General features: G+C 69.6%; 10 protein-coding genes. 8 read left to right on the top strand and 2 right to left on the bottom strand.

The genetic code is table 11. The annotated features are described in order from the left end of the window. Positions 1-34 precede the first annotated feature (34 nt). The 7 genes from CFB39_RS29320 (at position 35) to fdhA (ending at position 9,011) form a co-directional block, all read left to right on the top strand. Positions 35-604, top strand: a complete 570-nt coding sequence (locus CFB39_RS29320; RefSeq protein ID WP_046549619.1) for an isoprenylcysteine carboxylmethyltransferase family protein — start codon at positions 35-37, stop codon at positions 602-604. 17 nt (positions 605-621) lie between these two features. Further along, on the top strand, positions 622-1,905 hold the full coding sequence (locus CFB39_RS29315; RefSeq protein ID WP_089475460.1) for a glycosyltransferase: 1,284 nt from the start codon (positions 622-624) through the stop codon (positions 1,903-1,905). Continuing rightward, positions 1,902-3,497, top strand: a complete 1,596-nt coding sequence (locus tag CFB39_RS29310; protein WP_089475459.1) for a DHA2 family efflux MFS transporter permease subunit — start codon at positions 1,902-1,904, stop codon at positions 3,495-3,497. Before CFB39_RS29315 ends, CFB39_RS29310 begins: the two co-directional genes overlap by 4 nt. A 10-nt stretch (positions 3,498-3,507) precedes the next feature. Then, positions 3,508-4,446, top strand: coding sequence for a glycosyltransferase family 2 protein (locus CFB39_RS29305; RefSeq protein ID WP_089475458.1), 939 nt, complete (start codon positions 3,508-3,510; stop codon positions 4,444-4,446). Positions 4,447-4,463: 17 nt separating this feature from the next. Continuing rightward, the gene (locus CFB39_RS29300) at positions 4,464-6,302 is read left to right on the top strand and encodes an efflux transporter outer membrane subunit (protein WP_089475457.1); all 1,839 of its coding nucleotides are present in this window, start codon (positions 4,464-4,466) and stop codon (positions 6,300-6,302) included. After that, positions 6,302-7,492, top strand: a complete 1,191-nt coding sequence (locus CFB39_RS29295) for an efflux RND transporter periplasmic adaptor subunit (protein ID WP_089475456.1) — start codon at positions 6,302-6,304, stop codon at positions 7,490-7,492. The genes CFB39_RS29300 and CFB39_RS29295 overlap by 1 nt, the downstream gene beginning before the upstream one ends. Positions 7,493-7,814: 322 nt before the next feature. Continuing rightward, positions 7,815-9,011: a formaldehyde dehydrogenase, glutathione-independent gene (fdhA, locus tag CFB39_RS29290; protein WP_059525191.1), complete on the top strand. Its 1,197-nt coding sequence runs from the start codon at positions 7,815-7,817 to the stop codon at positions 9,009-9,011. Between the two features lie 154 nt (positions 9,012-9,165). Here the strand turns inward: fdhA and CFB39_RS29285 are convergent, their stop codons facing one another. Then, positions 9,166-10,188, bottom strand: a complete 1,023-nt coding sequence (locus CFB39_RS29285; RefSeq protein WP_089475455.1) for a class I fructose-bisphosphate aldolase — start codon at positions 10,186-10,188, stop codon at positions 9,166-9,168. Positions 10,189-10,551: 363 nt separating this feature from the next. On the opposite strand from CFB39_RS29285, the gene CFB39_RS29280 reads away from it, so the two are divergent. Next, complete coding sequence (locus tag CFB39_RS29280; RefSeq protein ID WP_089475454.1) at positions 10,552-11,472, top strand: LysR substrate-binding domain-containing protein; 921 nt, start codon at positions 10,552-10,554, stop codon at positions 11,470-11,472. Here CFB39_RS29280 and CFB39_RS29275 read toward each other — a convergent pair. Then, entirely contained in the window at positions 11,461-12,348 is an 888-nt protein-coding gene (locus CFB39_RS29275) for a DMT family transporter (RefSeq protein ID WP_089475453.1), read from the bottom strand. The genes CFB39_RS29280 and CFB39_RS29275 overlap by 12 nt on opposite strands. Between the last annotated feature and the right edge of the window lie 2 nt (positions 12,349-12,350).

Genomic DNA, 12,350 nt, shown 5'->3' with positions numbered 1-12,350 from the left:
TCCCGAACTCCCATCCCAACGAGGCAGGCCCGCCGTGAATATCGTTCAGACCATCGCCATCGTCGTTCCGTGGGCCGTGTGGCTCGCCTACTGGATCGCCACTTCGCAAGGCGTGAAGACGACCGTGCGCAAGGAAGCGTCGCGCTCGCGCACGTTGCAGTCGATTCCGCTGATCGTCGGCGGCGCGCTGATCATCCTGCCCGATCCGTCGTGGCAGGCGCTCGTGCCGGACTGGCAGCGCTTCGGCCTGCAGGCGCAGTGCGGGCTCGCGGTGCTGGTGGCCGGCCTGCTGTTCTCGGTGTGGGCGCGGCTGCACCTCGGCACGAACTGGAGCGTGTCGGTCACGCTGAAGGAAGACCATGAGCTCGTCCGCACGGGGCCGTATGGGCTCGTGCGTCACCCGATCTATACGGGCTGCCTGATCGCGCTCGTCGGCGCCGCACTGATCGGCGGCGAATGGCGCGGCGCGATCGGCGTGCTGCTCGTGTTCGCGTCGCTCGCGTACAAGGTGCGCGTCGAGGAAAGCTGGCTGACCGGGTATTTCGGGCCGGCGTACACGCAGTACCGTCGCGAAGTCGCGGCGCTGATTCCCGGCTTCTACTGAACCCCGCGAGGCGCGCGATGGCGAAGATGATCGTGACCGCGATCGGCTCGGCGGGCGACGTGCATCCGCTGCTCGGTGTCGCCCGCACGCTCGCGGCGCGCGGTCACGACGTCGTGTTCTGCACGCATGCGCCGTTCGAGGCAGCCGTGCGCCGGTGCGGGTTCGCCTTCGTGCCGATCGGCACCGCGGCCGACTACGAGGCCGCGATGGCGAACCCCGCGCTGTGGGATTCGCGCACGTCGTTTCGCACGCTGTGGGCGGTGATCGCGCCGACGGTGCGCCCGCATTACGACGCGCTGCGCGCGCTGACCGACGACGATACGGTGCTCGTCGGCACGCTGTGGGCGTTCTCCGCGCGCATCATGCAGGAGCTGCACGGCACGCCGTACGTGTCGGTGCAGGTGTCGCCGTCGACGCTGCTGTCCGCGCATGCGCCGCCGACGCACCCGCGCCTGACGATTCCCGCGCGCTGGCCGCTGCCCGTGAAGGCGGCGCTGATGACGCTGATCGAGCGGCAGGTGCTCGATCGCACGTGCGGCCCCGCGCTCAACGCGGTGCGCCGCGCGCTCGGGCTCGCGCCGGCGCGGCGTGTGCTGGGCCGCTGGCTGCATTCGACCGATGGCGTGCTGTGCCTGTTTCCCGGCTGGTTCGCGCCGCCGCAGCCGGACTGGCCGTCGAATCATCTGCAAAGCGGCTTCCCGTTGTTCAACGATATTGCGACGCCTGAAGACGATGTGGCACTCGATGCGTATCTCGCGGCCGGTGAACCCCCGGTCGTGTTCACGGCCGGTTCGACACGCGTCGATCACGCGGCATACGCGCGCGCGGTGGCGGACGCGCTGCGCGCGACCGGCGCGCGCGGGATCCTGCTGACGCCGCACGATGCGGCGCCGGACAGTGACCGCTTGCTCGTGCGCCGCTTCGTGCCGATGCGCACGCTGCTGCCGCGCTGCCGCGCGCTCGTGCATCACGGCGGGGTCGGCACCGCGGCGCTCGCGTTCGAAGCCGGGATCGCGCAGGTCGTCACGCCGTTCGCGCACGATCAGTTCGACAACGCGCAACGGGTCGCCGTGAGCGGCTGCGGCGTGCGGGTCGACGGCCCGGTCGACGGTGCGCGTCTCGGCGCGGCGCTCGCGCGCGTGCTCGGTGAACCGTCGTTCGCGGTGCACGCGGCGCGCACGCGCGCGCTGCTTGCCGCCGAGCGGGACGGCTGCGAAGCCGCCGCCGATTTCATCGAACGGTTCGCACCGGCGCACGGGCAGGCCGCCGCGCGGCCCGAAGCCGCGGTGGCCGGCGCATGAGCACCGCGTCGCCGCTTCACGACGGGCCGGTCGCGCCGTCCGCGTTCGACGTGCCGGCGCCAGCGCCGGCCGCGCGGCCGGTGCGTGGCGTCCGGCTCGCGCTGCTGACGTTCGCGCTGTCGCTCGCGACCTTCATCGAGGTGCTCGACTCGACCGTGACGAACGTCGCGGTGCCGGCGATCTCCGGCAGTCTCGGCGTATCGAACAGCCAGGGCACGTGGGTGATCAGCTCGTATTCGGTCGCGGCTGCGATCGCGGTGCCGCTGACGGGCTGGCTCGCGCGCCGCGTCGGCGAGTTGCGGCTGTTCGTCGGCGCGATCCTGCTGTTCACGCTGACGTCGCTGCTGTGCGGGCTCGCGCGCGACCTGCACGTGCTGGTGATCTGCCGTGCGCTGCAGGGGCTGTTTTCCGGGCCGATGGTGCCGCTGTCGCAGACGATCCTGCTGCGTACGTTCCCGCCGGACAAGCGCACGATCGCGCTCGCGCTGTGGGCGATGACGGTGCTGCTCGCGCCGATCTTCGGGCCGGTGGTCGGCGGCTGGATCGTCGACACCTTCTCGTGGCCGTGGATCTTCCTCATCAATTTGCCGATCGGGCTGTTCTCGTTCGCGGTCTGCACCGCGATGCTGCGCCCTGACGCGCAACGCGGCACGGCCGGCCCGATCGACGTGCCGGGCATCGTGCTGCTCGTGATCGGCGTCGGCTCGCTGCAGGCGATGCTCGATCTCGGCCACGATCGCGGCTGGTTCGGCTCGCCGCTGATCGTCACGCTCGCGGTGGTCGCGGCGCTCTCGATCGTGTCGCTGCTGATCTGGGAGGCGGGCGAAGCGCATCCCGTCGTCGATCTCAGCCTGTTCCGCGATCGCACGTTCTCGTTCTGTGTCCTGATCATCTCGCTCGGGATGATGAGCTTTTCGGTGGTCGGCGTCGTGTTTCCGCTGTGGATGCAGGCCGTGATGGGCTACAACGCGTTTCACGCGGGGCTCGCCACCGCGTCGCTCGGCGTGCTCGCGCTGGTGTTCTCGATCCTCGTCGGGCTGCATGCGCATCGCTTCGACGCGCGCGTGCTCGCGACCTTCGGCTTCCTCGTGTTCGCGGCCGTGCTCGCGTGGGATGCGCATTTCACGCTGAAGATGACGTTCGCGCAGATCGCCGCGCCGGGGCTGATCCAGGGGATCGGGCTGCCGTGCTTCTTCATTCCGCTGACCGCCGCGACGCTGTCGCGCATTCCGGACGACCGGCTCGCGGCCGCGTCGAGCCTGTCGAACTTCCTGCGCACGCTGTCCGCCGCGTTCGGCACCGCGATGAGCGTGACGCTGTGGGACAACCGCGCGACCTATCACTACGACGTCGTGTCGCAATCCGTCACGCACGCGTCGGCGAACACGCAGCGCTTCGTGCACACGTTGAACGCGATGGGCGTGGACGGCGTGCGCGAGCTGTCGACGTTGCACCAGGTCGTGATGCAGCAGGCCTACATGATGGCGACCAACGACATGTTCTGGATGGCGAGCATGACGTGTCTCGCCCTCGCGGCAATGATGTGGCTGACGCGGCCGAAACGCGGCGCGGCGGCGTCGTTCGGGCATTGAGGAGAGGAACATGACGACACTCGGCGCACTCGTGATCCTGTATCACCCGAGCGATGCACAGCTCGACGCGCTCGGCGCATGGCGGCACGCGTGCGACGCGCTGCTCGTCGTCGACAACACGCCGCAGCCCGATGCGCGGGCCCGCGAGCTGTGCGCGCGCGAGGGCATCGCGCTGCTGCATCACGGCAATCGCGGCGGGATCGCGGGCGCGTACAACGCGGGGCTCGCGGCGTTGTTTCGCGATCGGATCGACGCCGTCGCGCTGTTCGACCAGGATTCGTCGGTGCCGGCCGCGTATTTCCCCGCGATGCGCGAAGTCTGCGCGGGGCTTGGCGGGCGCCCGTTCCTGGCGGGCCCGCGCATCTTCGACGAAAACGCGCGTAGCTTCCTGCCGGAACTGTCGACCAACGGGATCGGGCTGCGCCGCCTGCGCATCGAGCCGGGTGCGTCGTTGCAGCGCTGCGCGTTCCTGATTTCGTCGGGCTGCGTCGTGTCGCGTGACGCGTTCGACGTGCTCGGCCGCTTCGACGAGACGCTGTTCATCGATCACGTCGATACCGAATACAGTTTCCGCGCGTTGTCGCGCAACGTGCCGCTCTATGTCGTGCCGTCGCTGGTGCTGCCGCACCGCATCGGCGCGAAGCAGCGTCATGCGCTCGGCCCTTTTGAAATGACGTCGATGAATCACTCGTGGCAACGGCGCTATTACAGCGCGCGCAATGCGGTGCAGCTCGGGATGCAGTACGGGTTGCGCTTTCCGGTGGCGATCGTGCCGAACCTGTTGACGATATGGCAGGTCGTGCAGATCGCGCTCGTCGAACGCGACAAGCGCGCGAAGCTCGCCGGCATTCTGTTCGGCATCGCGGATGGCCTGTTCGGCCGGCTCGGCCCGCTCGAACGCACGCGGCCGCGTCTGGCCGCGCGTGCGCAACGCGTTCAGCAGGGGTGAGGGACGCGATGCGGCGTATGAATGAAGCGGCGAACGTGACGCGTGGCATGAAGGGCGGCTCGATGATGATCGTCGCCGCGGCCGCGTCGCTGGCGTTGAGCGGATGCGTGCCGTCGGGCTTCCTGCCGTCGCTGTCGTTGCGCGCGCCGGCCGACGATGCGCTCGCGCATACGGCCGGCCCCGGCGTGAACGGCGCATGGCCCGCGCCCGACTGGGTGAAGCAGCTGCAGGATCCGCAGCTCGACGCGCTGGTCGCCGAGGCTGCACAAAACAACCCCGACCTGCAGGTCGCACAGGCGCGGCTGCGGATCGCGCAGGCGCAGCTTCAGCAGTTCGATTCGTTGACGGGGCTGACGGGCACGGCCGGCGCGACGGTCAGCCGCGCGCGGATGCCGAAGCCGGGCGACGACGTCGCCAACGTGTCGGTCAGCGGCTATCGCGTGCCGGTGGAGATCTTCGGCGATCCGAACACGTCACCGTCGTCGGTGTTCGTCGGGCTGACCTACCAGCTCGACCTGTGGGGCAAGAACCGCGCCGCGACGAAGAGCCTGATGTCGCTGCGCGAAGCGGCGCGGGTCGAGGCCGAGCAGGTGCGGCTCACGCTGGCGGTCGCGATCGTCACCGTGTACTGCCAGCTCGACCAGGCGTATGCGACGGAGGACCTGCTGCAGCAGAAACTGAAGGTCAGCCAGCGCGTGACGACGGTGCTGCGCGAGCGCACCGCGCGCGGGCTCGACAACGCGTACGACGCGAGCGACGCATCGATCAAGCGCAGCAAGCTGCTCGCGCAGATCGCGATGAACGACGAGCAGATCAAGCTCGCGCAGCTGCAGCTCGGCGTGCTGTCCGGCCGTGGTCCAGAGCGCGGGCTCGCGCTGCAGCGGCCACGCGTTGGTGTCTTCGCGGGCGGCGCGCTGCCCGCGCGGCTGCCGGCCGATCTCCTGGGGCGCCGGCCCGACATCGTCGCCGCGCGCTTGCGTGTCGAAGCCGCGTTCGCGAATGCCGATTCGACGCGCGCACAGTTCTATCCGGACGTGAACCTCGTCGCGCTCGGCGGCGTGTTCGCGTTGACGCCCGCGTCGCTGTTCTCGCGCGATGCGCTCGCCGGTTCCATCGGCCCGGCGATCTCGCTGCCGATCTTCGATCGCGGCCGGCTGAAGGCGAAGCTCGGTGCGGATGTCGCGCAGGCCGACGTCGCGATCGGCCTGTACAACAAGACCGTCGACGACGCGCTCGGCCAGGTCGCGCAGTTCGTCACGTCGCTGCAGACGTCGCAGACGCTCGTCGCGCAGCAGCAGGACGCGGTCGCGGCCGCGCAGAAGATCGTTGAGATCGCAACCGACCGGCACCGGCGCGGCGTGCTGATGCAGAAGGACGTGGACGTCGCGGATCTCACGCTGATCGACGAGCGCGCGCAGATGATCGCGTTGCTCGGCCGGCAGCGGTCGCTGCGCATCGGGCTCATCGGCGCGCTGGGCGGCGGGTTCGATGCAGGTGCGACGGTTGCGCAGGCGCCGGCCGCGCATCGGGCGCGTAGCGGGGCGGGCAAGCGAGGCGCTTCGACTACCGCGCCGGCCTTGGCCGCTGCGACTGTATCGACCGCGACCCGACCGGTGGCGGCGCCGTCGGCCGATGTGCGTGCGGCGAGCGTGGCTGTGCCACCGATCGTCGCTGCATCGAATGCGGGGCCCACGCGACGCGACGACGCGGCACGTACGCCGGCCGTCGCCGCGACACCTCCCAGCACCGCCGTTCTCGCGCACACGGCAGCGGCGAATCCGGCGCCGAGCCCGTCGGTCATGCCGCCGATCCCCTTGTTCCAGCACGATCGTCTGATCGTTACGCAAAGCGACTGATGCACCACGACAACCTCCATACCGCCGCGCCGCCGGCCGCACTGAACGACCCGGCACTCGACGCGCGCCGCGCGACGCGCCGCAAGCGCTTCATCGCGTTCTTCGCGGTCTTGCTGGTGGCCGCGCTTGCATGGATCGCGTACTGGCTGCTGAGCGATCGCTATTACGAAGACACCGACGACGCCTACGTCGCCGGCAGCATCGTCCAGGTCGCCGCGCAGATCCCCGGATCAGTGACCGACGTCGTGGTGGCCGATACGCAGGCCGTGCGCGCCGGCCAGACCCTCGTGAAGCTCGACGACACCGAGGCGTCCGTCGCGTTCGCGCAGGCGAAGGCGCAACTCGCGCAGGCGGTGCGGCAGGTCGCGAACGCGAAGATCTCGAACACGATGTACGTCGAGGCCGTGAATGCGCGGCGCGCCGACCTGGCGCTCGCGCAGCGCGCGTTCGCCGCACGCTCGGGCGCGTCGGTCGAGATCGTCGCGCCCGAGGAACTCGCGCGTGCGCGCGCGGCGGTCGCCGGTGCGCAGGCGAATCTCGCGGCCGCGCAGGCGCAGCTCGATGCGGCACGCGCGCTCGGCACCCGGTTGCCCGTCGACGAAAGCCCGGCGGTCGTGCAGGCGGCCGCGCAGTTCAAGCTCGCGTACCGGAACCTGAAGCGCACGACGATCGTCGCGCCGGTCGACGGCACGATCGGGCAGCGTTCGGTGCAGGTCGGCCAGCAGGTCGGGCCCGGCGTGCCGCTGATGTCGATCGTGCAGCTCAACCAGCTGTGGATCGAGGCGAATTTCAAGGAAGGGCAGATTCGCCACATGCGCATCGGACAGCCGGTCGAGGTCGTGTCGGATCTGTACGGCTCGCGCGTGACCTATCGCGGCCGCGTGCAGGGCTTCTCGGCGGGCACGGGCAGCGCGTTCTCGATGCTGCCGTCGCAGAATGCGGCCGGCAACTGGATCAAGGTCGTGCAGCGCGTGCCGGTCGTGATCGCGCTCGATGCGCACGATCTCGCCGCGCATCCGCTGCGCGTCGGGCTGTCGATGCGCGCGACGGTCGACACGCACGATCGCAACGGCCACGCGCTCGACAGCGAGCCGCCGACGCCGGCCGTCAGCACGCGCGTGCACGACGGTGTCGCGAGCGACGCGGAAAGCGCCGCGGCCGCGATCATCCGCGACAATCAGGGCGGGTAACGCCAGCCCGAGAGTGGGGGCGGCCGGTTGTCACGACCGGCCCGCCGCCCGGCGCGTTGCGGCGTTCGCTAGCGCCTCCAGCGCCTCCAGCACCTCCAGCACCATCACCATCCAGCGCGTCACCCCACGCACCAAACTTTCCCGTCGTTTCCCGCCCCGACTTTCGCATTTCCGCCATCGATGTCGGCGCTGTTCAAACGCGTGTCGCGTTTGAGACATCGGCGCCCCTGCCTCCGGGACTACTCTCGAACAGCACGTTGCGCGTGCGCCGCATGGCGCCGGCGCGCCGCGGCGCCATCCAACGAGACATGGAGACAATACGATGAGCAGCAATCGAGGTGTCGTCTATCTTGGGCCGGGCCAGGTCGAAGTCCAGAAAATCGATTATCCGAAGATGGTCGACCCGAGCGGCCGCGCGATCGGCCACGGCGTGATCCTGAAAGTGGTGAGCACGAACATCTGCGGCTCCGACCAGCACATGGTGCGCGGCCGCACGACCGCGCCGGTCGGCCTCGTGCTCGGTCACGAGATCACGGGCGAGGTGGTCGAGATCGGCCGAGACGTCGAGACGCTGAAGCTCGGCGATCTCGTGTCGGTGCCGTTCAACGTGGCCTGCGGCCGCTGTGCGATGTGCAAGGACACGCATACGGGCGTGTGCCTGAACGTGAACCCGTCGCGTGCCGGCGGCGCCTACGGCTACGTCGACATGGGCGGCTGGATCGGCGGCCAGGCCGAGTACGTGCTCGTGCCGTATGCCGATTTCAACCTGCTGAAATTCCCCGATCGCGATCAGGCCATGGCGAAGATCCGCGATCTGACCTGCCTGTCCGACATTCTGCCCACCGGTTATCACGGTGCGGTGAGCGCGGGCGTGAAGCCGGGCTCGACGGTCTACATCGCGGGCGCGGGCCCGGTCGGGATGGCGGCGGCCGCCTCGGCGCGCCTGCTCGGCGCGGCCGTGACGATCGTCGGCGACATGAACGCGGAACGCCTCGCACACGCACGGGCGATGGGCTTCGAGACGGTCGACCTGTCGAAGGACGCATCGCTCGGCGAGCAGATCGAGCAGATCCTCGGCGTGCCCGAGATCGACTGCGCGGTCGACTGCGTCGGCTTCGAGGCGCACGGCCACGGTTCGTCGGGCCATGCGGAGGAAGCGCCCGCGACGGTGCTGAACTCGCTGATGGAAATCACGCGCCCGGCCGGCGCGATCGGCATCCCGGGCCTGTACGTGACGGACGATCCGGGCGCGAAGGACAAGGCCGCGCAGCACGGCAGCCTGAGCATCCGCTTCGGCCTCGGCTGGGCGAAGTCGCACTCGTTCTTCACGGGCCAGACGCCGGTGCTGAAGTACAACCGCAACCTGATGCAGGCGATCCTGTTTGACCGGCTGCCGATCGCGAAGATCGTCAACGTCGAAGTGATCTCGCTCGACCAGGCGCCGGAAGGCTACAAGAAGTTCGACGGCGGCGCGCCGCGCAAATTCGTCATCGATCCGCACGGGTTGCTGGCGGCGTAACGCGACCGACCACCGCGCGGCAATCGAAGGGGCCGGGGCGTGCAAGCGCCTCGGCCCTTTGTCGTTCCGGAAGCGCGCGCTCAATGCCGGCGATGGAACCGGGCGGGAAGCTCACGCGTGAACGATCGACCGGGCGACATTCGCCCGGCTCCGTTCACGCGGTGCGCTCCATCGCGGCGTCGTACTGACCGCAGCAGGCCGCACTGTTCAGGCGTGCGCGCAGCAGCAGCGCCTCCTGTGCGGCGCGTACGTTGGCCGCCTGTCCCTTCCACGCGGCCAGCGGCGGCTCCTGCAGCGCGCGTCCATAGGAAAAGCTCAGCACCCACGGCCGCCCGTCAACGCGATTCATTGCATCGAGATGCGCGGTCGCTTCCTCGGGCGTCTGTCCGCCGGACAGGAAGAAGATGCCGGGCACTTCGGCCGGCACGGTGCTGCGCAACAGGCGCACCGTGGCTTCGGCGACTTCGGCAGGGGCCGCCTGCACGGCGTGCGTGCTGCCCGCGACGACCATGCTCGGCTTGAGCAACATGTGCGCCAGCGCGACCCGGTGCCGGTGCAGCGCGTCGAACACGGCGTGCAGCACGGCGTCGGTCACTTGCGCGCAGCGGCCGATCGAATGATCGCCGTCCATCAGCACCTCCGGCTCGACGATCGGCACGACGCCGGCCTCCTGGCAGATCGCCGCATAGCGCGCCAGCGCTTCGGCGTTGGCTTCGATCGCTGCGTGGCCCGGCAGCGTGTCGGACACGTTGTACACCGCGCGCCATTTCGCGAACCGCGCGCCTTGCCGCTGGTAGCCGTCGAGGCGTGCCGCAAGCCCGTCGAGCCCTTGCGTGATTTCGTCGCCGGGCGCGAGCGCGAGCGGAATCTTGCCCGCGTCGACCTTGATGCCGGGCACGATCTGCTGGCGGGCGGCGAGTTCGGGCAACGGCGTGCCATCGTCCGCACATTGCCCGAGCGTCTCTTCATACAGGATCACGCCGCTGACGAATTCGCCGAGGCCCGGCGTCGACAGCAACAGGGTGCGCCATGCGCGGCGGTTCTCTTCGGTCGATTCGACCGCGATCGTCTTGAAGCGCTTCGCGATGGTCGGCCCGCTTTCGTCGGCCGCCAGCAAGCCTTTGCCATCCTGAACGAGTGCCTGGATCGTCGCCTGGAGTGTGCTCTCGGTGCTCATGGAATTCCTCCGCTGAAACCGCCGCGCGGCCGTGCCGACCGCGCGCCGTTCACTTCGTCACGGTCGTCACGCCGCCTTCCGATTTCATTCTTTGTCGCGCACCGGCCAGAACGCAAGGCGCGTGCGCCGGTGGCATCGTCCGTGCCGGGGCGGGTGCGTGATGCGCAGGCGTTCGACGCGCGTGACGCGTCGCGCGAAACGGGCCGCCGTATTTTGTCGGGGAGGTGCAGGGGAGAGCCGGCCACGCATACGTTCGGCGCGGCCCGGAACACGGGCGCCCCGCGATCCCGGGGACGCGCAATTGCTGCGATAATCATCGCCCGTTCCCGACCCCATCGCCGCCGTTCGGCGGCGTATCCACGGATGGCCAAGTCACTTCCCCTCGCAGCGTTGCACACGTTCGTCGAAGTGGCGCGCTGCGGCAGCATGAAACAGGCGGCCGACCAGCTCTGCATTTCGCCGGGCGCCGTCAGCCAGCATGTCCGCAATCTCGAGGATCGCCTCGCCGTGCGGCTGTTCGAGCGCACCGGCCGCGAACTCGAGCTGACCGGCACGGGCCGCGCGCTGTTCGACCAGCTCGCCGGTGGCTTCAACGAAATCGAGGCCGCATGGGCGAACGTGCACGGGGCGAACCGGCGCGTCGTCCGCCTCGCGGTGACGACCACCGCATCCTTCGCGAACACGTGGCTCGTGCAACGCCTCGGCGCATTCAATGCCGCGTACCCCGACATCGAAATCACCGTCGAAACGCGCGCGCAGCTGGTCGACCTGCGGCGCGACTATGTCGACGTCGCGATCCGGCACGGGTTGGGCCGCTATCCCGGGCACGCATCGTTCCGTATCTGGACCCCCGAGCTGTGGCCCGTCTGCAGCCCGCGACTGCTCGATCCCGCCCGCCCGATCGCCGCGCCGGCCGACTGCCTGTCGTATCCGCTGCTGCAGGACGCGGATCGCGCCGATTGGGCACTGTGGTTGCGCGCGCAGGGCATCGAGGATCCTCGCGCGCCGCGCGGCGCGAGCTTCAGCGAGGATGCGTTGCTGATCAAGGCGGCTGCTGCCGGGCAGGGCGTGGCGCTGGTGCGCGACATCTATGCGCGGGACGAAGTCGCGGCCGGCCGGCTGGTGCGCGTGCTCGCACGGCCCTGGCCGACCGAGCTGTCCTATTACGTCGTGTGCAGCGAAGCGCGCCAGCACGAGTGGAAGATCGCCGCGTTCCGCGACTGGCTCGCGAGCGAGATCGGCGGCGACGACGACGGCGACGGCCCGCGCGACCTACTGGCGTGACCCGCGCACGGTGGCGGTCGCGAAGCCCTTGAGCTTGCCGGTCGCGAGCGCGGTGCCGAGCAGGACGATCGCGCACCCGGCGAGCGTCTGCACGGTGACGGTCTCGTGCAGGAAGATCGCGCCCCATACGACACCGAAGATCGGAATCAGGAACGTGACCGACGCCGCATATTGCGCGCCCGCGTTGCGGATCAGCCCGAAATACAGCAGATAGGCGACGGCCGTACAGATCGCGCCGAGCAGCACCACGGCGATCCACGCGGATGGTTGAACGGGGCCGTGCGGCCACATCGGCAGCGCGAGTGGCACGAGCGCGACCGCTGCGAACAACTGGCTGCCGAACGCCGACACGAACGGCCGGACGTTCGCCAGCCTGCGCTTCGAGTAATGCGCGGCGAACCCGTACGACAGCGTCGCGAGCATCGCGGCGGCGATCGCGCGCGATGCGCCGGGCGTGCCGGCGCCGACTGCCGAACCGGCGAGCACGACGACACCCGCAAAACCCAGCGCGAGGCCGAGCGCCTGCGGTTTCGTCAGCGGCGCACGCAGCCACACGTACGCGACGATCGCGGTCCACAACGGCGTCGTCGCATTCAGGATCGAATCGGTGCCGGCCGACACGAACAGCGCCGCGTAGGTCAGCAGGCAGAACGGCAGCGCCGAGTTCGTGATGCCGACGACGAACAGCGGCAACGCATGCGAGCGGAATTCCTGTCGCGCCTGCGCGTTGCGCAGCACCGGCGACAACAGCACGGCCGCGATCGCGACGCGCAGCGCGATCAGCGGGACGACGCCGAATTCCGGCGCGCCCATGCGCATGAACAGGAAGGACGCGCCCCAGATGGCGGCAAGGGCCACGAGTTGCAGTGCATTCATCA

It is taken from the genome of Burkholderia sp. AU6039, assembly GCF_002223365.1.
Classification (GTDB): Bacteria; Pseudomonadota; Gammaproteobacteria; order Burkholderiales; family Burkholderiaceae; genus Burkholderia.
This window is presented reverse-complemented; position numbering and strand designations above follow the sequence as displayed.